The organism is Rhizobium sp. RM, from assembly GCF_013390595.1.
Classification (GTDB): Bacteria; Pseudomonadota; Alphaproteobacteria; order Rhizobiales; family Rhizobiaceae; genus Agrobacterium.
On sequence record NZ_JACAWV010000022.1, the window covers coordinates 1,058,979 to 1,084,670 of the forward strand.

19 protein-coding genes are annotated in these 25,692 nt (G+C 55.9%); 10 read left to right on the forward strand and 9 right to left on the reverse strand.

Features of this window, described 5'->3' with window-relative positions; all coding sequences use genetic code 11:
* Nucleotides 1–25: 25 nt before the first annotated feature.
* A complete protein-coding gene (locus HWX89_RS21680; RefSeq protein WP_138791199.1) occupies nt 26–1,162 on the reverse strand; it encodes a restriction endonuclease subunit S domain-containing protein in 1,137 nt (378 codons plus the stop codon).
* Between the two features lie 8 nt (nt 1,163–1,170).
* Entirely contained in the window at nt 1,171–3,441 is a 2,271-nt protein-coding gene (locus HWX89_RS21685; protein WP_138791200.1) for a type I restriction-modification system subunit M, read from the reverse strand.
* A 904-nt stretch (nt 3,442–4,345) separates the two neighbouring features.
* Here HWX89_RS21685 and HWX89_RS21690 point away from each other — a divergent pair.
* The 4 genes from HWX89_RS21690 to glf all read left to right on the forward strand — a co-directional run bounded on the left by HWX89_RS21690 (nt 4,346) and on the right by glf (nt 12,753).
* The gene (locus tag HWX89_RS21690) at nt 4,346–8,113 is read left to right on the forward strand and encodes an ice nucleation-like protein (RefSeq protein ID WP_246705226.1); all 3,768 of its coding nucleotides are present in this window, start codon (nt 4,346–4,348) and stop codon (nt 8,111–8,113) included.
* 101 nt (nt 8,114–8,214) lie between these two features.
* Complete coding sequence (locus HWX89_RS21695) at nt 8,215–9,180, forward strand: glycosyltransferase family 2 protein (protein ID WP_138791201.1); 966 nt, start codon at nt 8,215–8,217, stop codon at nt 9,178–9,180.
* A 227-nt stretch (nt 9,181–9,407) separates the two neighbouring features.
* Entirely contained in the window at nt 9,408–11,453 is a 2,046-nt protein-coding gene (locus tag HWX89_RS21700) for an O-linked N-acetylglucosamine transferase, SPINDLY family protein (protein ID WP_138791202.1), read from the forward strand.
* A gap of 142 nt (nt 11,454–11,595) precedes the next feature.
* Complete coding sequence (gene glf / locus HWX89_RS21705) at nt 11,596–12,753, forward strand: UDP-galactopyranose mutase (protein WP_138791203.1); 1,158 nt, start codon at nt 11,596–11,598, stop codon at nt 12,751–12,753.
* Nucleotides 12,754–12,785: 32 nt separating this feature from the next.
* Here the strand turns inward: glf and HWX89_RS21710 are convergent, their stop codons facing one another.
* Entirely contained in the window at nt 12,786–13,346 is a 561-nt protein-coding gene (locus HWX89_RS21710) for a TetR/AcrR family transcriptional regulator (protein ID WP_138791204.1), read from the reverse strand.
* Nucleotides 13,347–13,456: 110 nt separating this feature from the next.
* Between HWX89_RS21710 and HWX89_RS21715 the strand changes: the two genes are divergently transcribed.
* Together HWX89_RS21715 and HWX89_RS21720 are read left to right on the forward strand one after the other, a co-directional pair.
* Nucleotides 13,457–14,245, forward strand: a complete 789-nt coding sequence (locus HWX89_RS21715; protein ID WP_138791205.1) for an SDR family NAD(P)-dependent oxidoreductase — start codon at nt 13,457–13,459, stop codon at nt 14,243–14,245.
* Nucleotides 14,246–14,250: 5 nt separating this feature from the next.
* Nucleotides 14,251–15,252, forward strand: a complete 1,002-nt coding sequence (locus HWX89_RS21720; protein ID WP_138791206.1) for an NADP-dependent oxidoreductase — start codon at nt 14,251–14,253, stop codon at nt 15,250–15,252.
* Between the two features lie 14 nt (nt 15,253–15,266).
* On the opposite strand, the gene HWX89_RS21725 is transcribed toward HWX89_RS21720, so the two are convergent.
* On the reverse strand, nt 15,267–16,637 hold the full coding sequence (locus tag HWX89_RS21725) for an O-antigen ligase family protein (protein ID WP_178340862.1): 1,371 nt from the start codon (nt 16,635–16,637) through the stop codon (nt 15,267–15,269).
* A 425-nt stretch (nt 16,638–17,062) separates the two neighbouring features.
* Between HWX89_RS21725 and HWX89_RS21730 the strand changes: the two genes are divergently transcribed.
* Nucleotides 17,063–18,220: a GNAT family N-acetyltransferase gene (locus HWX89_RS21730; protein WP_353505712.1), complete on the forward strand. Its 1,158-nt coding sequence runs from the start codon at nt 17,063–17,065 to the stop codon at nt 18,218–18,220.
* Between the two features lie 6 nt (nt 18,221–18,226).
* Here the strand turns inward: HWX89_RS21730 and HWX89_RS21735 are convergent, their stop codons facing one another.
* Nucleotides 18,227–18,445, reverse strand: a complete 219-nt coding sequence (locus HWX89_RS21735) for a hypothetical protein (RefSeq protein ID WP_138791208.1) — start codon at nt 18,443–18,445, stop codon at nt 18,227–18,229.
* Between the two features lie 263 nt (nt 18,446–18,708).
* Between HWX89_RS21735 and HWX89_RS21740 the strand changes: the two genes are divergently transcribed.
* A complete protein-coding gene (locus HWX89_RS21740; RefSeq protein WP_246705227.1) occupies nt 18,709–19,548 on the forward strand; it encodes a WecB/TagA/CpsF family glycosyltransferase in 840 nt (279 codons plus the stop codon).
* 233 nt (nt 19,549–19,781) lie between these two features.
* On the forward strand, nt 19,782–20,057 hold the full coding sequence (locus tag HWX89_RS21745; protein WP_138791210.1) for a hypothetical protein: 276 nt from the start codon (nt 19,782–19,784) through the stop codon (nt 20,055–20,057).
* A gap of 13 nt (nt 20,058–20,070) precedes the next feature.
* On the opposite strand, the gene HWX89_RS21750 is transcribed toward HWX89_RS21745, so the two are convergent.
* Entirely contained in the window at nt 20,071–20,823 is a 753-nt protein-coding gene (locus HWX89_RS21750) for a polysaccharide deacetylase family protein (RefSeq protein WP_138791211.1), read from the reverse strand.
* Between the two features lie 24 nt (nt 20,824–20,847).
* Nucleotides 20,848–22,143 carry a Wzy-type polysaccharide biosynthesis protein UppY gene (gene uppY, locus HWX89_RS21755; protein WP_138791212.1) on the reverse strand — a complete coding sequence of 432 codons (1,296 nt, stop codon included), beginning with the start codon at nt 22,141–22,143 and terminating at the stop codon, nt 20,848–20,850.
* 319 nt (nt 22,144–22,462) lie between these two features.
* On the opposite strand from uppY, the gene uppX reads away from it, so the two are divergent.
* Nucleotides 22,463–23,689, forward strand: a complete 1,227-nt coding sequence (gene uppX, locus HWX89_RS21760; protein ID WP_246705253.1) for a Wzx-type polysaccharide biosynthesis protein UppX — start codon at nt 22,463–22,465, stop codon at nt 23,687–23,689.
* 16 nt (nt 23,690–23,705) lie between these two features.
* On the opposite strand, the gene uppJ is transcribed toward uppX, so the two are convergent.
* Both uppJ and uppH read right to left on the reverse strand, forming a co-directional pair.
* On the reverse strand, nt 23,706–24,647 hold the full coding sequence (uppJ, locus tag HWX89_RS21765; protein WP_138791213.1) for a polysaccharide biosynthesis UDP-hexose transferase UppJ: 942 nt from the start codon (nt 24,645–24,647) through the stop codon (nt 23,706–23,708).
* 8 nt (nt 24,648–24,655) lie between these two features.
* Nucleotides 24,656–25,567, reverse strand: coding sequence for a polysaccharide biosynthesis endo-1,4-beta-xylanase UppH (uppH, locus tag HWX89_RS21770; protein ID WP_138791214.1), 912 nt, complete (start codon nt 25,565–25,567; stop codon nt 24,656–24,658).
* Nucleotides 25,568–25,692 lie beyond the last annotated feature (125 nt).

Genomic DNA, 25,692 nt, shown 5'->3' on the forward strand with positions numbered 1-25,692 from the left:
CGCAAGTTGGTCAGATAGTCGAAGTTTAGACGATCTTTGAGGTGGCGACACTGAAGGTACTCGGAACCGAAGCGGTCACGTAGATCTGTAGGCTTTCGGCCACGGCCGACTTTCCGTTTTCCATGCATGGGGTGATCTTCGCCCAAAGCAGGTCACCCTCGCGGAAAGAGGTGTACGCGACGTTCTCCGCGAGGACCCGCTTTTCGCGCTTTTCTATGGTGCCTAGCCGGTCGGATATAGCGTCCATCGGGACAAAGCTGACCTCATCTGTGTTGCTTAGCCCGCGAAATACAGTTTTAGGGTTGATCGCGCAAATCGTGCCGAGCTTGGCGTTTGGGTAGGTCGAGGAGTGCATGTTGAAGTCGTACTGGTGCACTCTGGCGTCAAACCGCCAGCCGCCGAGGTCGCTGGCCTTAGTGCGGAACATGCGCTTTCCGATGGTGTTGTCCGGTTCCGGCGGCAGGGCGATGCCAAGCTCAGCCAGTAGGCAATCGTCGGTCGAAGCTAAGAGCGCGTCGGCTTGTCGATACTGTAACTCAGCGTTCGCTGCAGAGGTGTCGTATTGGTGGACGAGTTCGTTTTGCTTGTTCAGCTCAGGGAGAGGGACAACGATCTTATGGATAAGCGTTTTGTCGAGATAATCTACGCCGTTGTTTGCAACAAGCCCCAGCTTCATCTGGCGCTTTGCAAATTCGGACGACAGTGCGATTGCCAATAAGCGTGGGTTCACACCCTCCCTGGCTCGCATTCTGAAGATTGAGCCGTTGACGATTGCGTCTCCAATATCTTCTCGCACATGTGCAACCGATTTCTTAGAGGCAATCGTGGCACCTTTTACAGCAAGGAGAATGTCGTCTTTATGCGCGCGGGCCTTGGGAATAAAATACTCCGTAGCGACCTGCGGGCAGGCTTCGAGATCAATTCCCAAGTTTGGCGTTAGTTCTGCGGATCTAACGAACTTGATAGGTAGATCGGACGCATAGCTATCGCCGGGCGGGAGAACGCCGTAGGCACCGTTCGCAATGTAGTCTCGAAGGTAGCGAGCTCCTCGTGCTTTCCAAAGTTTCTCGAAAAAGGCTTGAACACTGGGGGTGTATAGCCTGGGCATATGCTTTTCAGTCAACCGACCCCAGCTCACCATGAAGAAATGCTCTTCATTCAAGCTGGGGCTCAGGCAAAAGGGCGCGGAGAGCCTCCCTCTATGTGTCGTATAAAGCGGCTCAACTCGGCGGCAACGGTCTCCAGTTCATTCGCAGCGGTCGGTCGGCCAGTGGCGTCGTAACCGATGTCGTCGGCAATCGCCATGAAGATATCGTAGTCGGCAATCTCGGCTTTCACCTTCGCCAAGAACTCGTCATTCAGCGTTTCGCGTAGAGTCGCGATACGCTCATTGTATTCTTCGGAAATCGCAGCCTTCCATTGCTTGAAATCTTCCGTTTCTTCATGCGACTTTTTGGCCTGTTCCGCTTCATTCTTCAGGCGGCGCTTTGCCTCTTGCGTTAAGGTGCCTTGAGCTGCAAGGGCGTCCAACTTGTCGATGAGCTGCTGATCGATCTGTTGGGATATGGCGTCACCCTTCTTGAGCTTTGCCGCTTTTTCCTTGATCAGATTTTCGAGTGCCTTGCCGCCGTCTTTCCGCGCATGGATCGCATCCTGTGCCTTTTCCTTGATGCGCTGAATGGCGATCGTCGTTGCGTCATCGAACTTCTTCAAGAAAAGGACAGAGCTCTTCACGCCCGCGCCGTTGGCGGCAAAAGCGAACTGAGGCAACGAAACCACGCTGACAATACGCCAATGCTCCTCAATCCAGTCACGGACATATTGCATGCTGGAATTGGTCAAGATGCTGTCCGGGATCACCATCGCGAGGTAACCGCCTGGCTTTAGGAAGCGGTGGCATTGCTCGATGAACAGAACTTCAGTCGTCTGCTGATCCCGTGGCTTCTCCAGAAAAGTGCGTCGGATCAGATCCTTATCGCCGACTTTCTTTTGTTTGACGATGATGTTTTTTAGCTTTGCGTCGATCCAGTCGACATCCTTGCACCCGAGCTCATATTCTTCCAGATAACGCTTCTCGTTCAGTTTGACCGTCGCACCGAACGGCGGGTTGGTAATGATGAAGTCAAAGCGGTTGGGTTTGAAACCCTGGTTCTTGGTCCGCTCTCGCATGATGTCGATCGGTTCCAGCCCATCAAAAGCGATGATGTTGGTGTGCCCGTCGTCATGGATGATCATGTTCATCTTGGCCGTGCGGGCGATGCCTTCAGAGATTTCGATTCCGTAAAGGTTGTTCTCCGCGAAGTCGTGCCAATGTTTATGATGTTGAACCGACACGGGTTCGAAATAGCCTTCCTCGGCCATGCGGTCAGCTTCGCGGCGAACCTTGTCGAGGGCGTGCAGCAAGAAACCGCCGCTGCCGCATGACGTATCAATAACGACGGAGTCATGCGTGATGGGCAGTGCATCCACGATGAACTTAACGATGTTGCGCGGCGTAAAATACTGGCCAAACTCTCCCCGGAAGAAGCCAGTCATGAAGGTTTCGAAAGCACGGCCCTTGCTGTCAAGATCCGTCTTTCCGAGATTTGTTCCGGCAAGATAGCCGACGACGGTCTGAAGTTCGGAGTTCGAAAGCCGGATGTCCTCCTTGAAGACCTCAGAGTCTCTCTCCCGGCCTTTGTGATAGAGCGCCTGAACGCGCTTTTTGAGATCGTCGCCCTTGTCATCGGAGAAGACCTGAAAGTCATACGGTTCGCCTGGCTTTCTGTTTGTCCGTTCGTCCCAGATTTTGCAAAAAATCAGCTTGTCGAGTTCATCGAAGGCTTCTGACGGGTTCCGCTTGCCACCTGCCCAGAGAGCGTCATGCGCCTGTTTGAATTTGCGGGTAAGTTCATTTTCCTCGACAACCTCTAGCTCAAAACCGCCCTTGCCACCTTTGGTGTACTTCGCGCGCGAGGCTTCCTTCTGGTCGACCTTGGGAAGATCAGCGATCCGGTTTTCAACGCGCTCGGCACCGCCGAAGCCAGACACTTTGAAATAGTCGTTTCGGATGCCGGAGGTCATCCAAAGAAAATCGGCGCTCAGGGAGTTAGCGTAACCAAAACCTTGCTCAACGGCCTGGTCTAATTCGCCTTGGCTTGCTTCCTGACGCTTGCATTCGATGACTATGTAAGGCCATTTCTTAGACGCATCTTTGAACACAACCATGTCTGTATGGATGTTCGGCACGCGGTGAGGCACCGGATATTCAAGGGCAATCTGACCTGCCGAATAGCCATAGTCGAGGATGAGAGACACGTAGGCTTCCGCGCGCACGATCTCCTCGGGATCGCTCAGGCGGTATTTCTTGTTTTGCGCGCTGTAGATGACGTTTCTATTCTCGTCATCGAACGCAATAATGCGCTGTTCGATGCCGCGAGCTATCGTATCCGAAACTGCCATTCTAAAGATCCCCATACGCGCACTGATTCGAGTGTGTGAGACCTTAGGACATCGATCGGACCGTGACCATTCTCAGGGTCCTGATCTAACGCCGTAGTTTACCCTGAAGTAGAAGGACCTACGCCATCGGACTGCAAGAACTATGACCTGAGGGACCTCTTGTCATCGACTATAATGTTGATGACGCTATTGGCGAGGTCGAAGCTGAGCTTGCAAAACTGATGAAATGAGGTCTTCCAGCGCAGGTCCGTACGGCTAAAAAAATTGGGAAAAGCAGTAACTTAAAACCCGTGTCTTCCAATTCCCAGGACACTCCTCGATAGTGTCAGAAAAATCAGACTGAGCTAATCGAAGATCCGAAGCTCCCCAGCCCTCTATTCAGATATCGCGACAGGCGCCGGGCATAACCGTGTTGACACGCATGCTCGGCGTTTCCGGCAAGGCGGCTTTCAATCCTTAAATCGGGCGCGTCCAAGATATCGACAAAAAGTTCTCTGGAAAGTTCAGAACAAAGGATTTTTGGGCGAAAAACACCCCAGTTTCCGCCAGTGAAAAAAATCAAAAATATTGATTAGCGCCAATGCGTTATACTTCATAAAACCATGCAATACATGGCACCCAAGAATTAAGATCGCCCTTCCAAATATTAACTCGGCTTTAAATGTTGACCTGATAAGGCGTGCAAGTCGCAAAATTTTTTAAGCGGCATACGCACAAACTAGCGCGGAAAATCCGGGCCCTTTTTCTGGCTCGAATTGCATGATGCCTTTCCAGCGCAGGTTCGCACACGAGCCATGTTCTCCCTAATTTCGCTTATTTGCAGATGTCGGACCGCTGTCCTGAATGGCGGTGTCTGGCGGCAGATAGGCGTGACCAGTCGCTATTCGGTATCAAGGACACGTTCATGACTTCGATTATCTCCTCATTGTCTGCTGCGCAGATTTCCAAGCTTTCGACGTCAACAATCGCTGGTTTGACCTCGGAGGACGTGAATGCCCTGGATAGCGCCAAGATCAAGGCGCTGACGTCCTCGCAGATCGCCTCGCTGAGCACCGATAACCTCGCGCTTTTCAGCTCCGAAGACGTCAACGCAATTTCGGTCAGCGCCGTCAAGGGACTGACCGTCGCCCAGATCGAACTGTTGGGCTCCACGCAGATCAACGGCCTGTCGGCTTCCCAGGTCACAGCGCTCTACACGAGCCAGATCGCCGCTCTGTCGACCTCACAGATTGAAGCGCTGACGTCGGATCAGATCGCAGGTCTCAGCTCCGGACAGGTCGGCACGCTCAGCAGCGACGAAATCGCTCTGTTCTCGACCGATGAAATCGCCGCCATCAGCGCCAAAGCACTGGCTGGCCTCGCCACAGACGCGCTGGCAAGCCTTAGCACCGACAACGCTGCCGCACTGACCAAGACCCAGATCGCTGGTCTGTCGTCTTCTCAGCTCGGCTCGCTCTCCTCTGAGCAACTGAACACCTTCTCTTCCGACGAAATCCAGGCAATCAGCACCAAGGCGCTTGCCGGCCTCGACGTTACCAAGCTCAGCACCGAAATCATCGCCACCCTGACGAAAACGCAGGTTGCAGCACTCTCCTCGACCCAGTTTGCCGCTCTCTCCACCGAGCAGATCCAGGCCCTGACCTCTGATCAGGTCGGTGGTCTCAGCGCCGCACAGGTCGGGACCTTGAGCAGCGATGAACTGGCCCTGTTTTCGACCGATGAAGTGGCCGCCATCAGCGCAAAGGCGATTGCTGGTCTTGCTACGGACACGCTGGCAAGCCTCAGCACTGACAACGCGGCCGCACTGACGAAGACGCAGATCGCCGGTCTGTCCTCGTCTCAGCTCGCTTCGCTGTCTTCCGAAAGCCTTGCCGCCTTCTCCACCGATGAAATCAAGACGATCAGCACCAAGGCGCTTGCTGGCCTCGACGTTACCAAGCTCAGCACCGAGGGTGTTGCTTCTCTGACAAGAACGCAGGTCGCGGCACTGTCTTCGACGCAGTTTGCAGCCCTCTCGACCGAACAGATCCAGGTTCTGAACTCCGATCAGGTTGCTGGCCTCAGCGCCGCACAGGTTGGCACGCTCAGCAGCGACGAGATCGCCCTGTTCGCGACCGATGAAATCGCCGCCATCAGCGCCAAGGCACTGGCTGGCCTCGCCACCGACGCACTGGCAAGCCTCAGCACCGACAACGCTGCCGCACTGACCAAGACGCAGATCGCCGGCCTGTCTTCGGCTCAGCTCGGCTCGCTCTCGTCTGAACAACTGAGCACCTTCTCAACCGACGAAATTCAGGCAATCAGCACCAAGGCGATTGCTGGCCTCGACGTTGCCAAGCTCAGCACCGAGAATGTCGCAACGCTGAGCAAAACTCAGGTCGCGGCGCTCTCCTCGACCCAGTTTGCAGCCCTCTCGACCGAACAGATCCAGGCCCTGACATCGGACCAAGTCTCGGGTCTCAGCGCAGCACAGGTCGGAACCTTGAGCAGCGACGAGCTCGCACTGTTCTCGACCGACGAAATTGCTGCCATCAGCGCCAAGGCGATTGCTGGTCTTGCCACCGATACGCTGGCAAGCCTCAGCACCGACAACGCAGCAGCACTGACGAAGACCCAGATCGCTGGCCTCTCCTCGTCGCAGTTGGGTTCGCTCTCTTCCGAGCAGCTGAACACCTTCTCGACCGATGAGATCAAGGCAATCAGCACCAAGGCACTTGCTGGCCTCGACGTTACCAAGCTCAGCACCGAAAACGTTGCCACGCTGAGCAAGACCCAGGTTGCAGCACTCTCCTCAACGCAGTTCGCAGCTCTCTCCACCGAGCAGATCCAGGCTCTGACATCCGATCAGATTTCTGGTCTCAGCGCCGCACAGGTCGGAACACTCAGCAGCGACGAGATTGCCCTGTTCTCGACCGATGAAGTTGCCGCCATCAGCGCAAAGGCGATTGCTGGTCTTGCGACCGACACACTGGCAAGCCTCAGCACCGATAATGCAACGGCTTTGACCAAGACGCAGATCGCTGGTCTGTCTTCGACGCAGCTCGGCTCCTTGTCCTCTGAAGGTCTTGCCACTTTCTCGACCGATGAGATCAAGGCGATCAGCACCAAGGCTCTGGCCGGCCTCGACGTGAGCAAGCTCAGCACCGAGGGTGTCGCCGCTCTGACCAGAACGCAGGTTGCAGCTCTCTCTTCGACGCAGTTCGCTGCTCTCTCCACCGAACAGCTTCAGGTTCTGAACTCCGATCAGGTTGCCGGTCTCAGCGCCGCACAGGTTGGCACGCTCAGCAGCGACGAGATCGCACTGTTCTCGACTGACGAGATTGCCGCCATCAGCGCCAAGGCCATTGCCGGTCTTGCCACCGATACGCTGGCAAGCCTCGGCACCGATAACGCAACGGCACTGACAAAGGCGCAGATCGCTGGTCTGTCTTCTTCGCAGCTCGCGTCTCTGTCTTCCGAAAGCCTTGCCACCTTCTCGACCGACGAGATCAAGGCAATCAGCACGAAGGCTCTCGCGGGTCTTGATGTCACCAAGCTGAGCACCGAAAATGTTGCAACGCTGAGCAAAGCCCAGGTCGCGGCCCTCTCCTCGACCCAGTTCGCTGCTCTTTCGACCGAACAGCTCCAGGCCCTGACCTCGGATCAGGTTGCCGGTCTCAGCGCCGCACAGGTCGGCACGCTCAGCAGCGATGAAATCGCTCTGTTCTCGACCGATGAGATTGCTGCCATCAGCGTCAATGCACTGACGGGCCTCGCAACGGATACGCTGGCAAGCCTCGGCACGGAAAGCGCTGCGGCACTGACCAAGGCGCAGATCGCTGGCCTGTCTTCCGCACAGCTTGGTTCGCTCTCTTCCGAGCAGCTGAACACCTTCTCGACAGACGAGATCAAGGCGATCGGCACCAAGGCTCTTGCTGGTCTTGATGTCACCAAGCTGAGCACCGAGAATGTTGCAACGCTAAGCAAAACTCAGGTTGCTGCCCTCTCTTCGACCCAGTTCGCCGCTCTTTCGACCGAACAGCTCCAGGCCTTGACCTCGGATCAGGTTGCCGGTCTCAGCTCCGCGCAGGTTGGCACGCTCAGCAGCGATGAAATCGCTCTGTTCTCGACAGACGAGATTGCTGCCATCAGCGCCAATGCCATTGCCGGTCTTGCGACCGATACTCTGGCAAGCCTCAGCACCGACAATGCCGCAGCACTGACGAAGACTCAGATCGCGGGTCTCTCTTCGGGACAGTTGGGTTCGCTCTCTTCCGAGCAGCTCAGCACCTTCTCCACCGATGAGATCAAGGCAATCAGCACCAGAGCACTTGCAGGCCTGGACGTTACAAAGCTGAGCACCGAGAACGTTGCCACGCTGAGCAAAACGCAGGTAGCGGCTCTGTCTTCGGCACAGTTCGAAGCTCTGTCGACGGAACAGATCCAGGCTCTGACGTCGGATCAGATCGCAGGTCTCAGCGCTGCACAGGTCGGAACCTTGAGCAGCGACGAACTCTCGCTCTTCTCGACAGACGAGATTACGTCGATCAGCGTCAAGGCAATCTCTGGTCTTGCCAGCGACGCCCTCGGCGGTCTCGACAGCACGCACCTCGATGCTCTCTCTTCCCAGCAGTTGCAGGCAATGAACACTGCACAGGTTGAGGCAATCATCAACGCCTACAAGACAGCGTAAGATTAACGCAACAAGACAACCTGCGACGCGGCTCATAGCCGCGTCGCAGCGTAGGAGCATTCTGATTACGGAATGCTTCGGAAGGACATTCAGCATCTGTCATGGCGAAGATATCCATCATCATTCCGGCCTATAACATGGCCAACCTCATCGGCGAGACACTCGAGAGCGTCCTGCGCAATGAAACCGACATGGATATCGTCGTTGTCGACGATGCCTCCACAGATCAGACTTGCGACATCGTCGAGCAATATGCGGCCAGACACGCCAATATCCGGCTGATGCGCAGCGAGACGAACACCGGACCAGGCGTTGCCCGCAACCGGGCACTGGCGAGCGTAGACAGCGAATATTGCCTGTTTCACGATGCCGACGACCTCCTGATCGAGGGAGCAGTCGATACAGTTCTGCCCTTGATGGACGAGACGAATATCGATGTTGCGGCATTCAGATACAGTGTGCTGAGAACGGCCGACGGCGGTCCCGGCGAGATGCCCCCCATCGACAAGAACATCTGGGATAGCGTTCTTGCAGGGCGCGAGAGCGCAATTATCGATCTCGATTCGGCTGCCCAGTTCCTGGTGACGATCAATTACCCCTGGAACAAGATACTGCGGACCTCATTCATCCGCCGCACGGACTGGCGTTTTTCGACGGCCCGGATCAACGAAGATATCTTGCCGCATTGGGCAGCCTACATGATGGCTGGACGGTTTTTGGCGGTCAACCGCAGCCTCTCGATCCATCGTCTGGTGCCCGGACGCGAACAGCACACGAACACGTTCGACGAGCGTCGTCTGGAAATGTTCTCTGCGCTAAAGGATGCTGAAAGGCTTTTCGAAGACAACCCGCTCTTCAAGGCAAAATATTATCCGATTTTCATCGTCTTCAAGGCTGGTCTGCTGGAATGGGCACACAAGCAGCTTCGACAGGATCTGCAAGGCCTCTACCGGGAATATGTCGCGAAATCGTACCAGTACTTCACGGACGAGGATTTCGACAGGGTTTATCGCATTAACCCGTCGATTGCTCTGGCAAGCTACCGAATGAAGCATTCCGGTCGATAACTCTGCACGCGCACAGATCTATGCATGGAATGCCAGTGCCATCACCGTTTTGGCGGGAGAGGAAATCTCCCTTGTCCCGGCACGCACTGACCATGCGTTTGCATTGATCGACAAGCAAACGCGCCTGCAATACATCCAGCCACAGGCAAGTTACCTGCGATAGCTAAAAATAGCCCACGAAAAGGCCGTTTTTACTTTTGACGCTTCGTCGTCTTCCGCAGGATGTCATGACCGCCAACCACGCTTCTACTTCGAACGACGCCGCCGCTCCCAGCGCAGTTGATCTCGCGCGCAACCAGCGGCTCAGTCTCATGGATTTGCTGAGCGTAACGGAGGCTCTCAGCAGTGCCGGCCAGAAGGCCGCCGCGGTAGAACTTTACAAAACGTGGGTCGCATTCAACGACAACAATCCTGCAGTCCACCTTGCCTATTTCAACTACGCCGTTGCACTCAGCCAGCTTGGCGACCGTGCTGGCGCCGTACAGGCGTTTCGTGCCTGCCTGAAGGCCAACCCGCAATTCGCACCGGGCCATATCAACCTTGGCCGTGTGCTTGAAGACGCAGGCATGATCGGTCAGGCAGTCGAGCAGTGGTGGCAATATGCCGAGACCACGAAGCACCTTGATGCCGAAGCGATTGGGCATCGGCACATGACCCTGCAGAACATCGGTCGGGTCCTCGAAGGTGCCGGGAAGTATGGTGAGGCTGAGGCCGCATTGCTGCAGGCGTTCGAACTGCGGCCGGAATTGCCGGAATCAGGCCAGCACTGGGCATCGTTGCGCCAGCGCCAGTGCAAGTGGCCGGTCCTTGCCCCATCGAACCATGTCCCTGCCCGCAAGATGGTCGACGCGATGTCATCGCTGACGCTAAGCTGTTATGCCGACGATCCGATGTTCCAGCTGGCCAAGGCCTATCGCTACAGCAAAACGGTGATCGGTGCCCGGCCAGATATCAGCAAGTTTCCGCGCAGATCACCGAAACTGAAGTCTGGGACCGGCCAGCGTCTGCGTGTCGGTTACCTGTCTTCGGATCTTCGCGATCATGCTGTTGGGTTTGCGCTTGTCGAGGTCTTGGAGCTTCATGACAAAAACAGCATCGAGGTTTTCGCTTACTACTGCGGCAACGTGCGCAACGCCGATAGCACACAGGAGCGTATCAAGGCTTCCGTCCATTGCTGGCGGGATATTCATGGCATGGATGATGCCGCAGCCGCATCACAGATCATTTCCGATGAAATCGATATCCTGATCGACGTCAACGGCTACACCAAAGACGCCCGCACGAAGATCTTCGCCTATCGTCCTGCACCTGTCATCGTGAGCTTCTGCGGTTATCCCGGATCGACAGGAAGCCCGTTCCATCAGTACCTGATTTCCGATGGCTACATGATCCCGCCGGAGAACGACATCTATTATTCCGAGAAGGTCCTGCGCATCGCGTGTGACCAGCCACTCGACCGCAAGCGGCCGATCGCCGCCCGGCCAACCCGAGCCGAGGTCGGCCTGCCCGACGATGCATTCGTCTATGCAAGCTTCAACGGCATGCAAAAGATCACCGAAAACTGCTTTGCACGCTGGATGGCGATCCTGTCGCAGACGCCCGGCAGCCTGTTGTGGTTGTTGACAGGCGATGAGGACGTCAATCAGCGCCTCAGAGATATCGCAGAAAAATGCGGCGTTGCGTCTGACCGGCTGGTATTTGCACCGAAGGTGCCGAACCCGATGCATATAGCCCGTATCGGCGTCGCGGACCTGTTTCTAGATACCTTCCCTTACGGCGCACATTCGACGGCGGCGGATGCGATAACATCGGGCCTGCCCGTTCTGACGATGCCCGGCAAGACATTTGCAGCACGCTTCTGCGGCAGCATCGTCACCGCGGCCGGTGTGCCCGAAATGCTCTGCTCTTCGCCTGAGGACTACGTCGCCCGCGCCATCGGCTTCGAACGCGACCGCAAGAGCCTGCTGGACGTTCGGGAATCGATTGCACGGCAACGAGAGACCTGTGTCCTGCGCGATATCCCGGCTCTCGCGCGCCGTCTGGAGGAGCTGTTCTGGCAAATGCAGGGCGAATGTGAACGCGGTGAAACACCCGTGCCAGATCTCAGCAATCTCGATCTCTATTATGAAGTCGGTGCGGAAGCCGTCCTCGAGAACATCGAGTTTGAGGACGAGCAGAGCTACCGCAAACGCTATCTGAAAAAGTTGAGCCAATGGCACGACTACGCGCCGATCCCCTACGACAGCCGCCTCTGGCAAAAGCCGGACGCCTGAACCAGAGATCGAACGGACCCGGATTGCGCCAATGACGGTTGATCGTGGATAATCCTCGATCGGCCGGGACACACGCTCAACGACATCTCTGCAATGCAAAACTGCCGCGAAACAGGCGGTCTATGAACAGGACGAATTCACCATGAGCGCGGACGAAAGAATTGTCATTGTGGGCGCCGGGCTTTCAGGCGCCGTCATTGGACGAGAGCTCGCATCGGCAGGCCATCAGGTGAAAATCATCGACGTCCGCGACCACATTGCTGGAAATTGTCACACAGAGCGTGACAGCGAGACCGGCGTCATGGTTCATGTTTACGGCCCGCACATCTTTCACACCGACGACAAGGAAGTCTGGGACTACGTGAACAGCTTCCAGACGTTCATGCCTTACAAGAACCGCGTCAAGACCACGAGCAATGAGAACGTCTATTCCCTGCCGGTCAATCTGCACACAATCAACCAGTTCTTTGGCAAGAATTTCCGGCCCGATGAAGCGCGTAGCTTTATTGAGGAAAAAGCCGACAAGTCGATTACCGATCCACAGACATTCGAAGAGCAGGCACTGCGCTTCGTCGGTCGCGATCTCTACGAGGCCTTTTTCAAGGGCTATACGGAAAAGCAATGGGGTTGCTCGCCGACGGACCTGCCCGCCTCGATCCTGAAACGCCTGCCCGTGCGTTTCAACTATGACGACAACTACTTCTTCCACAAATATCAGGGCATGCCGGAAACCGGCTACACGGATATGATCGAGCGTATCCTCGACCATCCGAACATCACAGTCAGACTTGGCACCCAGTTTGATCGCTCCGAGACTTCAGCCTCCAAACACGTCTTCTATTCGGGTCCGCTCGATGGCTACTTCGACTTCGAATACGGCCGTCTTGCCTACCGGACGCTAGACTTCGAACGCTTTACCTATGAAGGCGATTATCAGGGCTGCGCGGTCATGAACTACGGCGACGTTTCCGTCCCCTTCACCCGCATTACCGAGCACAAACACTTTTCTCCTTGGGAAGATCATGCCGGCTCCGTGTGCTACAGAGAGTTTTCGCGCGAATGCGGCCCTGATGACATTCCTTATTATCCCATTCGCCTGGTCGAAGATAAGGAACAGCTTGCCGAATACGTCGCGCGCGCCGAAGACGAAAAATCGGTGACCTTCGTCGGGCGTCTCGGAACCTATCGTTATCTCGACATGGACGTCACCATCCGTGAGGCGCTCGATACTGCCCGTCTCTACCTTGCCAAGCGGTCAGAAGGTGCGACCATGCCAGCGTTCCTGCACTCGCCGGTCTGAGATATCCTGTAAGCGACGAGCGGATAGTCCCGTTAGCGTTCAGGCTCTGCCATCGACGCGTCGATCCACCCGCGTGTCTGCCCCAGAATCTCGTCTGACAGATCGGGGTCATCGACCGCACGCGCAAGAATGACTGCACCGACCATTGCCGCCCAGCTTCCAATGGCGGCACGGCGTGCGTCTGCGACCTCCATCTGCGGCATTGCCTTGCTGATCCGTTCTATCTGCGCACGCAGGCCTTCCGTCATGGCTTTTTGCGCGGCAGGCGTTTGATGACGAACATCAGCGACAAGCCCTGCGGTCGGGCATCCCTCGGCTGCATTGTCACGGTGCGCTGGCGCAAGATAGGTATCGACAAATTTTCGAAGGCCAGCGCCGCCACTCCTCTGCCCTTCCAGAGCGTGAGTGATGGTCTGCGCGACGAGATCGTCTTTTGAGCTGAAATGGCCGTAAAAGCCGCCATGGGTAAAGCCCGCCGCCTTCATGACTTCGGACACACTCACCGCATCAAATCCCTTTTCGCGAAACAGGCGGCTGGCGACATCCAGTATCTGACGCCGGTTTTCCACCATCTGCTCTCGACTGACCTTCATCGCAAGATTCTCCAATCGCCCCATTGACAGTTTCATGATGGTCATCATATTTAATTTCATTCATGACGACCATCATGAATATAAGCCTCATCAGGAAAGAGAGCAATCCCATGACGCATGTTCCCACCGTTCTCGTCACCGGCGCGTCGACCGGTATTGGTGCTGCCTTCGCGGAACGTTTCGCCAGGCGCGGGCACAATCTGGTGCTTGTCGCCCGCAACAAAGCACGGATGACGGACCTCGCCGATCGCCTGAAAGCCGAAACCGGCGGCACGGTCGACATTATCGAAGCGGATCTCGCCAATCCCGTGCAGAGAGCTGTGGTGGAGGATCGGCTCCGCAACGACGCCAACATTGGCATTCTCGTCAATAATGCCGGATCAAGCCTCGCCGGCAGTTTCGTAGAGCAGACGACTGACGATATCGACCGCCTGGTGGCCCTGAACACAACGGCACTGGTACGTCTCGCACACGCAATCGCGCCGCGCCTTGCCAAGTCCGGTGAAGGTGCAATCGTCAACATCGGTTCCGTTGTCGGCCTGGCGCCTGAATTCGGCATGCCGGTCTACGGCGCGACAAAGGCGTTTGTCCTGCATCTTTCACAGGCACTCGCCCATCAACTCGGCCCGCAAGGCGTCTATGTGCAAGCCGTTCTTCCCGCCGCGACCCGCACAGAAATCTGGGACCATGCAGGCGTCGACGTCAACACGATGCAAAACGTGATGGAAGTGAGCGATCTGGTGGATGCGGCCCTGGTTGGTTTCGACCGGCGCGAACCCGTAACGATCCCACCTCTGCACGATGCAGCCCAATGGAGCACTTTCGAAAACGCAAGGCAGGCAATGATCCCCGGTTATGCGCAATCCCGGCCCGCCGATCGCTACCTGGCTGGTGTGTGACCGTCATGAAGGCCTTCATCCTCGATCGTTACAGCAAGAGCCAAACACTTCGTCTCGGTGAAATGCCAGAACCCTCGCCGGGTTTGGATGACGTTCTGATCGAGGTTGAGGCCGCCGGCCTCAACCTTTTGGATTCCAAAATCCGCAGCGGGGCATTCAAGCCGATGCTGCCCTACAAGACACCCCTCGTTCTCGGTCACGATGTCGCCGGCACTGTCATCAGCGTCGGATCGAATGTGCGCGGCTTCAAGCCGGGCGATGCCGTTTACGGCCGACCGCGCGACGGCCAGATCGGTGCCTTCGCCGAGCGTATCTCGGTAAAGGCAAAGGATCTGACGCTGAAACCCGAAAGCCTGTCCATGGTGGAGGCTGCGTCACTCCCGCTCGTTGCGCTGACTGCGTGGCAGGTGCTGGTGGAGATAGCAAGGATCAGGGCTGGCCAGAAAGTGCTGATCCATGCGGGATCGGGTGGGGTTGGAACCATTGCCATTCAGCTCGCCAAATATTTCGGCGCAACTGTCGCCACCACAGCCAGCGCGGCCAATGCAGAATTTCTTCGCAAGCTCGGCGCCGACGTCGTCATCGACTATCGCACACAAGATTTCTCTAGCTTGCTGTCGGGTTATGATGTCGTACTCAACAGCCTTGACGCAAAGACACTTGAGAAATCGCTGAAGGTGCTGAGATCAGGCGGCAAGCTCATCTCTATTTCGGGCCCACCTGATCCGGCCTTTGCCAAAACCAAAGGGCTGAGCCTACCGCTTCGCCTGTTGATGAGACTGATCAGCACCGGCATTCGCGCCAAAGCCAGACGTGCCGGCATCGAATACGCCTTCCTGTTCATGCACGCAGATGGCACTCAGCTGGAAGAGATCAGCAGGTTGATTGCAAACGGCACGATCAATCCGGTGATCGATCGCACGTTCCCGTTCGAAAAGCTGAATGAGGCTTTCTCCTACATTGAAACGGGCCGGGCAAAGGGAAAGGTCGTTGTGACGCTGAAGTGAGACAGGCAGCGGCATCAATCCGGCAATGCCGCCACGCGCGCTCGCGCCACGGCCGCGGGCTTTGCTCCAATTCCCTTGACCTTGCCTGGAACGGGTACAGCAACCTCTTCATCCTCAACAAGACTGGCATGAGCCTGGAGATGCAGGCCAACGATTGCAACGATGATGAAAAACCAGACGAAGCCGGTACTCAACATGAACAGGGTTTCAAGGAAACCGTAGAGCAACGTGTAGAGCCATATGCTGACATAAAAGCGTGTGAGCGGGCTCTTGCGCACCGCTTCACTCATCTTGCCGAGATAATAAAGCGGCAGCAGGAAAATCCAGATCAACACCAGCACCAGACCGGGCACACCTGCCGCCAGCAACAGGTCGAAATAGCCATTGTGCGAATCCGGCGCGGATGTCGCCCAGGTATTGTTCTCCGTAAAGCTGCTCATCAGCGCGTCGCTTCGCCAGAACGCCTGGTAGCCATAGCCCAGCAGCGGGCTTTGACGGATATATTCGATCGACACGGTCCATATATCGGTGCGGCCCGTAAACGTCGGGTCCATGCCAAGCTTGGCCAGCATGGCAGAAAATACAGGATCGACCGTCGTCCCTACAGTCACGGTCGCGAAGACTGCGAGCAGCGCTGCAACGACCGTGTACCGCCACTTCGGCCAGCGGAGAATGAACCAGCCGACGGAAAAGATGATCGGCATCAACCCGAGCGCCGTCTTGCCACCGGATTTCACCAAAAAGACCAACGACAGCAGAAACACCGCTAGCCCGCCGACGAATGACCATTTCTTGCAGAGATAAACGCCGACGATAATCAGGATCGACATGACCGACGCGGCTTCATTCTTGTGGCGGAACACGCCGCGCCAGTCTCCGGCAAGCAGCGGTTCCAACGCGTCCGATGCCTGATGGATGGATCGTGATGGCAGAACGATGACGCCGAAATAACAGAGAAACAAAATGGCGAGCGTACAAACCGCAAGCAATGTGGAAAAGTGCCGCTCCGTCCGGGGCAACTGCAGGAAACCGGCGGCGAGAACAAAGATGATCGCGCACATCACCAGCCGCCGCAACGAGAACATAGGAGCCTCGCCAACAAGCGATGTGAAGGCATACCAGCCGAAAATCGCCACCATCCACAAACGCGGCGCAAAAATCAGTGAGAACGATCGCTCCTTCGCCATGAAGAGAATGAAGCTGAAAAGCAAGACGATCGCGGTAAACTGGTTCAGCAGGCTTGAGCCTGCGGCCATGGCAGAACCCGTATAGGTCGACGACAGGGAAATGTAGGGGGAATAGCCGACCGTGAAGTAGAAGAACGTCAGGTAGAAGAGCGCGTCCCGCCAGTAGCCGTTACCATGTTCTTCTTTCGCTTCGGCCATAAGAGGTTTTTCTCTCTCCCGTTTCAGCGCACCCGTCGTCCGGACCGACGTTGCTCATACCTTTCCGCAACGGCCCCGACATCCCTAACAAGGATTATAATATGATACACGGAAATCGTGCAGTCTTATTTTGGTTCGATCCGGTATGTTGAGCCTCTGAGATGCCAGCTTTGATGAACATGGTTAAATCGGCTGCGATCATTAGGGACCTGCCGCTTCAGCTTGAAGTTGCTAGCGGAATTGAACCAACAGGTGAGCATCCGACACAGGATTACCACCGATCAACAGCACTTGGGTGCTCGGCGACTATCGGAATTTCATTGCCAACGGCCTAAATCTCCGTTTTTATGTGTGATATTAACATTCCGAAATATATTTCCTGTTTTAGTAATGCCTAAGATATCGACAAGTGCGGGAATCTGACGGTGAACGTTCAGACACAGACCAGCAAGAGCGATGTAGGCAGAAGCTGCGAAGCTGGTGCCGGACATCGCACGTCCGGCGTGCGCCCCATGCACAAGGACGATGTTGACGCGGTTGAAAAGCTGATCAATTCGGCCTTCGGAAAAACGCAGCGCAATGCAACTTTCGATTTTCGTTCTTATATCCGGAACGTCTTTTTCGGCAGCCCGATCTACGACCCCGCTCACGGCAGTATCGTCTACGACATCGGCGACCAACAGATAACCAGCGTCGTTCTTGCCCTACCGATGCGTTTTGTCGTCCATCGTGAACGCATCGTCGGGCGTTTGCTGTGTGCCTTCGCTTCGGACGCTGAAAAAGGCGCTGCAGGTGCGGCGCGCCTTTCCCGAAGCATGCGACCGTCACAGCAGGACCTGTGCTTCACTGATACATCCTCGCCGGTGAGTGCCGATCACTGCCTCGCAATCGGCGGCATCATTTTGCCGGTTGAAAGCCTGCAATGGCACAAAGCATTGAAACCATTGTCGAGCATGGCATTGCGACTGGGTCGCCGGGTCAGATTGGCCGGTTCCAGACCCGTTCTTGCCGCACTTGGATTTGCCGACCGTGTCTTGCGCGGATGGAAGCGCGGGATACGACCGAAAGGCATCGAAGGCCTGACCGTCAGACCCGCCGATTTCGAAACATTCCGTCTGCATGCGCTGCCGATGATCGAGCGATTTTCCGTTCGCCCCGAATGGTCGAGCGAGGAATTCCATTGGCTGGTCGAGATGGCGAAGACCAATGAAAGCATGGGAAAACTGAACTGCCGCACTGTCGAAGATCGCGATGGCAAGGCGATTGGCGCGGTTCTGTACTTCGGGCATCCGGGAAGAACGGCTTATGTGCTGAACATCGTCACAGCGGCAAGCCGCGAAAACGATGTGCTAAGCCAGCTTTTCCGTCATCTCGATGATGAAAATTATGCCCATGTGACGGGCATGTCCCAGTCATTCCTGATGAACGCTCTCTATCGCCACAACCAGATGACCTTCCGACATCGAGGTTATTTCTGCGTGACGACGCGCGATGAGGCACTCAAGGATAGCGCGCTTCGTGGCGATATCTATGTCGGCGGCCTCGCCTCCGAAAGCTGGAGCCGACTTATTACGGACTTCTAGGCTCGCTTATTCTTCCTCTGGAACAAGCCCGTCATAGACTTCCAGCAAGGCGGCTGCGATCGCCGCACCGAGAGCGTTTCCTGCGTCGCGGATACCGGCTTCGTCCATATCGCGCACCGCGACTGCGAGGTCAGACGCTTCGCTGGCGACGATCAGCTTGGCGCGTTCGATAGCCCAGAGGCCAAAGTCTCCTCGGTTGTCGATGGATATGGTTTCCGTGCTCACAAGGCGTCTCCGTTTCGATCTGTCAGAACATTTTTTTATAAAACCAAACCGCCCTAAACCACAGAATGCGGGAATTTGCACGGCTTTCCCGCGAGCTTACCATTTTAGCAAGGCGAAATATGACCTTTCTCACAGGCGTTTATAAAAATATTAATGATAGTTATTCGTAGTGTTTGAAAGCTTGTGCCGTAGCATGCAAATGACCTAACAAAGAAACGATGGCCACCTTGGACGCCGGAAAAAATTCGACAGGGGAAAACATCATGGATGTGGAAAGGCCGAACATAATTTGGCCTACGGTCCCGCTTGCGACGCTACCGATCGTCGACGCAACCATGGAAGAAACCGCCGAGGACTTCATTCGCCGGGCGTCCACGCCGCGTGCGCCTGACGAGAAACCCTTCTATTCGACATCCGCCAACGGCCAGGTCATTGCGCTCTGCCACCAGGACGCCCAGTTCGACAGCATCTTGCGCCAGGCAGACCAGATCCACGCCGACGGCATGTCGCTGGTGATTTTTTCGCGACATTTCAGTGCCAGGGCACTGAGGGAGCGCATCGCAACCACCGACCTCGTCCACACCGTCGCCAAGCGCGCGGAAGAGACCGGCGCACGGTTTTATTTTCTCGGTGGTTCGGAGGACGTAAACCGCACCGCAGTCGCGGAAATGCAGAAGCTTTATCCGCGTCTCGTCTTTGCTGGTCGGCAAAACGGTTATTTCAAGGAACATGAGGAAGACGCTGTCGTCAAAAACATCGTTGCGTCGCAGCCCGATATTCTTTGGATCGGCTTTGGCATACCGCTTGAACAGCGTTTCGTCGCACGCAATCTCAACAAACTGGCCGGCATCGCAGTCATAAAAACCTGCGGTGGACTGTTCGACTTCATTGCCGGCAAGAACTCCAGAGCGCCACAATGGATGCAGGATATGGGACTGGAATGGCTCTATCGAGCCATGCTGGAACCCAGACGCCTTGGAAAACGCTATTTGCTTACGAACCCTGTCGCGATTTACGCAATGCTGAAGCATCGCGACAGGATGCCAAATAAATCCCGGTCCACGACACGTACGGATGCCAAGGAAGCAAAGAAAAGCAACTGAACCTTGCGGCTCAAAACAGTCAAACAAAAATCACAAGCTATTGAAATATTTAAATATTGGAAATAACGAGCAGGTCGAATCCAACAACGGCATTGCAAAAAAACAACATACTTTCCAGCAATACGCCTTCTAAAAAATGACCTGTAGGAAATTCGATTGCAACTCACGACAACAGGTCTACACTAAAAAGATATTATAAATTTATTCGAATCAAATGCATATTGGGGACGTCAATGTTGACTACGGCCATTTCTATTCTTGTATATGGCATCGGCACCGTTACCTCACTTGCCATGACCTATATCGAGGGCGCACGTCGAGATAAGGAGTGGGATGTCTACCGCATCAGCGGCATCATCCTGTGTTTCTTCTGGCCTCTGCTACTGCCGGTTTTCATCGTAACCGCCTTCTTGTCGATGTACGGACGAGGAAAGCGACATTCGGCCAGCAGCAAGTCTATCAGCGCTGAAAAAACGCTCGTCGCGCCGCGAATTTCCCCGCGCGCCTAAGACGGACAAGAGATCACAGACCAAGTGTGCTTGCAGCCGCTTCAACAGTCATGACCTTTGCCCCTCCCGACACTGCCGACCGAACAAGGTCGCGAAGCTTTGTCTCCGGGCATCCGTAAAAGCTTGGAGTCGATGAAACGTCATGGGTGAAAAAGATCAGCCATCCGCCAGTTTGCAGCACCTCGGCAAGCCAGCGATCGGCAGCATCGAGATAGGTCTGATCGGGCCTCAACTCAACAGCCGCAAGATTGTGCAGGTCGGTCCTGCCCTTATTGATGCCTGGCATGATGCTGCGCGCAGTTTTGAACCTTTTGCGCAGTAAAGGCTGCATTAACGGCGACGCCATACCGAAAGGAACGGAGAAGTTTCGAGGCCCACTCATTCCGTCGAACGCAGCCAGTGCCTTATCGTTTCGCTCCAGATCTGCCGCGAGCTCCGAGCGGGAAAAGCTTGAAAGTTTTCGATGGGAATAGGTATGGCAGGCGAGTTCGTGCCCCTTGGCAACGAGGTCAGCGCAGCCCTGAGCAGGGACCATTTTGCGCTCATTATCATACCCGTCGACGAAATTTCCGGAGATGTAAAACGTTCCACGAGCTCCCTCCTCCTCGAGAATGCGCGCTCCGTTTGTCCAGGAACTCTCCGGCACGTCGTCAAAAGTGAAAGAAACAATCGGTGAGGCTGCCTCGACCTGTACGGCCGGCCCCGGAAAATATCGCACGAGCCGGTTGTTAATCCGGTCGGCCAGCGTCCCTATTTTCTGCGTCATCCACAGCCCCCCGGCGTGTCTGAGTTACTGTCCTTCTTCAAGTACATTGTGAGCCTGATGTCTCAAACAATACACGGCAATCAGAAGAGAAGACCAGATAGGCCCTGTTCCGGTAAAGAAATTACTCTCAAGGCACGAAGAAAGAAGGGCGTAGACCCAGATTCGCGCAAAAAGTGTTGTCAGTGCGGGATAAGTGCCACGGTCGACGGCGCGTCTGAAGTTGTTCGCCGGTATGATGACCAGCCATATGATAGTGAGGATGAAAGCCGGAATTCCGCCATTCAGCAGGCTTTCGATGTAACCGTTGTGTGCGTGATAGGCGGAAACAGCCCAGGTCCCGGCAATATCGCCCTGCGAAAGAAGCCTCTCGCTTGCCCAGAATGCCTGGAAGCCCTGACCGAAAATCGGCGATTGCGCAAACGTGTCAAAAGACAGACGCCATATGTCCGTTCTGCCTGTGAAGGTGGAATCGATACCAACGCTCTCCACCAGATTCTGGATGCTGGGAAAATAGGTTGAGCCAACTGCGAGAATGTTGAGAAAGGCCAGCAGGCCGCCGATCATCAGCAGCGTACGGTTGGCATGTCGTTCCATAATCCAGACGAGCGCAATGGAGACGGGCAACAACATCGCCGCAGTCTTGCCATTGGTTTTCCAGAGGAAGAAACCCGCCAGCAGCGCGATGGCGATACCCCCCATTGTCGACCAGGCGCTGCGCAAATAAAGCCCGATCATGAAAAGGATAATCATCGCCGGCGCGGCAGCATTCTTGTGATTGAAGACGCCGCGCCAATCACCCGCGAGGGCTTTTTCATCAAGATCGTATGGTTGGTGGATCGCCCGTGAACTCAAAAAAATCACGCCGAGATAACATACCACCAGAAGGATGATCGCAAAAATGGCCATCATCCGATCGAACTGCTTGCGATCCTGCGGCATCACCACGAGGACACTGGTGATAAAGCACAACAGACCCGTGAAAGTAAGCCGCTGCAACGAAGTGCCGGGCTGCGCGCCAACAACGGAGCAGATCGCCAGCCAGCCAAACAGCAGCAAGATCGGCAATCGGGGTCGCAGCAGCAGGCCCGTCAATCTGTGGCGCAAGGCAAACACGCCGAGCAGCGCTGCGATAGCCAGCCCCAGAAGTTGATTGGCCGCCGCATGCGGAACAGGCGGCGCTGCGAGATTTTCAAACGGTGCGACGGAAATCCAGACATAGAGCAGCGTGACGACAAAAAAAGCCGCATCACGCCGGCTGCCGCCAAGCGGAATAGCGCCATCGCTCAAGCGAACCGGCTGCGTATCAGCGAAACGCGGCATTTTCGCCTGCCTCCGGCGCAGCTAAACGGATCATTGCCCTGCCTTGCGATGAACAGAGACGTTCTTTTTGGGAATCTGTCGTGTTCGAACAGCTATAAACGGTCGTTATCATCATTATTGTGCAATTGCTTTAACCCTCTCTTACCGCAGAACGGCTAAGACAGGGGAAATTACCGCTCAAACCATTTAGATGTGCAAGTCATTTTAGCGGGACAGCCATGTTACATGACGTAACCAGGCAACGTCTGAACACAGGGAGACTTAGGTGTCGTTCAACACGCCGCGGCTCGGCCACCTGATAAGACTGGGATTGTCCTATATGGCGTCCGGTGGCGCGCTTTTGATGTCCAGCGCCGCCCAACTCCTGACGTTCGCCCTGCTTGCCCGTCATCTTGGCGTTGAACAATTCGCGCTTTATGCATCCATCACCGCCGTGACCAACCTCGGCGTCCAGATCTGCGGTATCGGCGCGCAGGAATCCCTGATCCGACGCGTCGCCCAGGACCGCAGCATGTTCCCTGTCATGCTCGGCCACAGCTATATGCTGAGTGCTCTGACAGGCGTGATACTGACCGTTATTGGCATGGTCACGATTCCGGTCTTCTTCCCGACTTCGGAAAACCTGCTCGATACCCTGATCACGACCTTCCTGATCCTCTTCACCAATCTCGTTCTTCTGAAGGTCATTTCGCTTTCGACGCAGAGTTTCATCGCTCACTCCGACTTCGGTTCGGCCAACAAGCTTGAAGTGATGTTTGCTGTCGCACGAACCCTTGCAGCCATATTCGCCTGCCTTGTTTTCAAGGTCGAAACGGTCGAAGCATGGGCCTTGTGGAACCTCGCGGCACATTTGATCGCAGCGGTGATTTCGGTCAAAGCAATCGGCAGGCTCGGCAAGCCGATCTACCGCCTCGTTCGCGAAGAAATCCGAATCGGCATCCTGTTTTCCACGCAGTTCCTGTTCAAGGCGGTACGCGGCAATGCCGATATTCTCGTGCTGGGCGCAATCGCCAGCGCCGAAGTTCTTGGCAGCTATTCGATTGCTCGCCGTATTCTGGACAGTTCTTACCTGTCTGTGGAAGCCCTGAACCGGTTGATCTATCCAGGCTCGGCGTCCGCGGCACTGCAAGGCATTACCAAGACCATCGAGCGTGCCTATAACGTTCTGAAAGCAGCACTGTTCATTGCCGTCGGCAGTGCTACCGCGATCTTCATTATCGCACCGTTCCTGCCCCTATTGTTCGGCGACGAATATGTATCGCTGCCGATCATCACCCGCGTTCTGTGCTGGGCCGTGCTGCCCATGGCCGTTGCTGCCACCGCGCTCGAGGCGCTCGGCGCGTCCGGACGTCAGGACATCCGTGCCAAGATCTGGAACAGCGGCAACCTGCTCGGCTCTGTCGTCGTCGCCTTGTCCACCTGGTACTTCAGTATTTCCGGAACGATCGGCAGTTACTTCCTGGTGGAGATTGCCATCGCGGCAGCCGTCTGGATCGCGCTTCTGCGGCTGCGTCGTCGCAGCGAAGCCTTTGCCGGAGCGGAATAAGCCCGAGGCTGAGACTTCAGGTCTTCTTGGCGGCCTTGTAGGGGTTCAGCGTCACACCCACACTCGCCATCATACGACCGACGGACATCAGTGGCGGATGCGTAGCGGGCAGAAGCGATCCGGTTTTGGCGAAAGCCGAAACCGCACGGATCACTGAAAGACCAAGGCTGACAACGTTTTTCGCGCCCAACAGCAGACCACCCTGCAATCCGGGACGATGCGCGCGGTCAATGCTGTAATTGATGATGCCGGTTCTGAGCGATCGTGTCATGATCCAGCGCGGCGCCATACGGGTTTCCGGCACATATTCAATGATGACGGCATCCGCGCTCCAGGCGAATTTGAAACCGGCGCGACGGCAGCGTGTGAAGAAATCCATGTCGCCGCCACCAAGGAAGTTGAACTGTACGTCGAATTCGGGCTTGTCGAGACCGTCGAAAACCCGGCGAGAAATCAGGCAGTTGCCGGAGCCATGAATCTGATCCACCTCGCCCGTTGGCGCTTCGATGGAGCCGAACAGAGGATGTGCGAGAACAGACTTTGGAGCGGGCGCGTCGAATTCGCGGTTCACCGGACCGCCAACAATATCGACACTGAAGCATTTCGCAGTTTTGACCATCTCGGCCAACCAGACGGGTGAGGCCGCCTCATCGTCATCGATCATCAGAAACCATTGCGCGGACGGATACGTCTGACGTGCGGTTCGAAACGCGGTGTTGATCGCGTAACAGTTGCCCTGCGTCGGTTCGACCAGAGTCTGCCCGGTAAAACGGGTCTCGGCAAAAAACTGGCGCGCGACGCCAAGTCCGGCCTGCCCCTCTCCGTCATTGTCCACGACAACGATGGCGAAGGGGAACTCCACCTGCTGGGCGGCAAGCGACTGGAGTGTCTTGCGCAGGCCTTCAGGTCTGCGGAAACTTGGAATGCACACCACCGCCTCCGGACGAATCTCGGTCATGAACGCTCCTATATCCCGGCGATGGCTGCTGCGGAAAAAATGACCGCCCGCAGGCTCTGGCGCGGACGATGGATGAAAGTGTCGGCAAGCGCCGAGAATGCCTCTTTATACCGGCGAGCGCGGAAGGCCTGCGCGACGATGTAGGCATTCATGTGGGTTTCCGATTTGTGGCGAAGCCGCGCCAGTTCCCGAGGGCTGACTGCAGCGACAATAGCAGGATCTGAGAAAACCGCCCGCACAGCGGGCTCGCAATCCTTGAATGTCAAAAGACGGTTCATCATCACGCTTGTTCGATGGACGCGATAGTCAAGAATATGGCAGCCCGGCAGATAAACGAAACTGCCCGCTGCCGCCAACCTGCACCAACCGTACCAGTCCTCTGCATAGCGCAATGTCTCGTCAAAGCCGCCAAAGTCCTGAAAAATGCGGGTCCGCACCAGCATGATGCCGCCATTGACGATGAAATTCCCACCCAGAAGAGCGGGAAGAACATTGCCGCTCGGTTTTTCCCGACGACGGATGAGATTGCGGTGACCGATCTTGGCCCCGTCTTCGTCTATCCGTTCGTAGTCGCCGTAGACGGCCACCACATCGTCATTGGAAATTCCCGCACAAAGCGCGTTGATGGCATCCGGTTTCAGGCGGTCATCAGCATCGAGAAACATGGTCCAGGTACCACGCGCCTGCGACAAGCCGAAATTGCGAACCGCAGAAACGCCCTGCCTGCCCTGCGGACGGGTCAGAAGCTTCACGCGAGCATCGCTGAAACTCTGCACCTTAAGGGCCGTATCGTCGGTGGAACCATCGTCAACGACAAGAATTTCACAGATGCTGGCGCCCTGCATCAGAACACTGTCGATTGCTTCCACGATGTAACGCTCGCCATTGCGAACGGGGATGACAATCGAAACGGCAACCAAGACCTTTACTCCGTGACGTGTAAAGCAGACTTCGCACAGTGAAGTTACTACCGGATTAATCGGATCGACGGTAGTTTTGGGAACGGTATAGCCAGCATTAACCTTGCGGCGTTTTAATATGCAAT

Excerpts from the sequence above, each read along its gene's own strand:
- HWX89_RS21685 (WP_138791200.1), bottom strand. The coding sequence starts at position 3,441 with ATGGCAGTTTCGGATACGATAGCTCGCGGCATCGAACAGCGCATTATT.
- HWX89_RS21690 (WP_246705226.1), top strand. The coding sequence starts at position 4,346 with ATGACTTCGATTATCTCCTCATTGTCTGCTGCGCAGATTTCCAAGCTT.
- HWX89_RS21695 (WP_138791201.1), top strand. The coding sequence starts at position 8,215 with ATGGCGAAGATATCCATCATCATTCCGGCCTATAACATGGCCAACCTC.
- HWX89_RS21700 (WP_138791202.1), top strand. The coding sequence starts at position 9,408 with ATGACCGCCAACCACGCTTCTACTTCGAACGACGCCGCCGCTCCCAGC.
- glf (WP_138791203.1), top strand. The coding sequence starts at position 11,596 with ATGAGCGCGGACGAAAGAATTGTCATTGTGGGCGCCGGGCTTTCAGGC.
- HWX89_RS21710 (WP_138791204.1), bottom strand. The coding sequence starts at position 13,346 with ATGAAGGTCAGTCGAGAGCAGATGGTGGAAAACCGGCGTCAGATACTG.
- HWX89_RS21715 (WP_138791205.1), top strand. The coding sequence starts at position 13,457 with ATGACGCATGTTCCCACCGTTCTCGTCACCGGCGCGTCGACCGGTATT.
- HWX89_RS21720 (WP_138791206.1), top strand. The coding sequence starts at position 14,251 with ATGAAGGCCTTCATCCTCGATCGTTACAGCAAGAGCCAAACACTTCGT.
- HWX89_RS21725 (WP_178340862.1), bottom strand. The coding sequence starts at position 16,637 with ATGGCCGAAGCGAAAGAAGAACATGGTAACGGCTACTGGCGGGACGCG.
- HWX89_RS21740 (WP_246705227.1), top strand. The coding sequence starts at position 18,709 with ATGGATGTGGAAAGGCCGAACATAATTTGGCCTACGGTCCCGCTTGCG.
- HWX89_RS21745 (WP_138791210.1), top strand. The coding sequence starts at position 19,782 with ATGTTGACTACGGCCATTTCTATTCTTGTATATGGCATCGGCACCGTT.
- HWX89_RS21750 (WP_138791211.1), bottom strand. The coding sequence starts at position 20,823 with ATGACGCAGAAAATAGGGACGCTGGCCGACCGGATTAACAACCGGCTC.
- uppY (WP_138791212.1), bottom strand. The coding sequence starts at position 22,143 with ATGCCGCGTTTCGCTGATACGCAGCCGGTTCGCTTGAGCGATGGCGCT.
- uppX (WP_246705253.1), top strand. The coding sequence starts at position 22,463 with ATGGCGTCCGGTGGCGCGCTTTTGATGTCCAGCGCCGCCCAACTCCTG.
- uppJ (WP_138791213.1), bottom strand. The coding sequence starts at position 24,647 with ATGACCGAGATTCGTCCGGAGGCGGTGGTGTGCATTCCAAGTTTCCGC.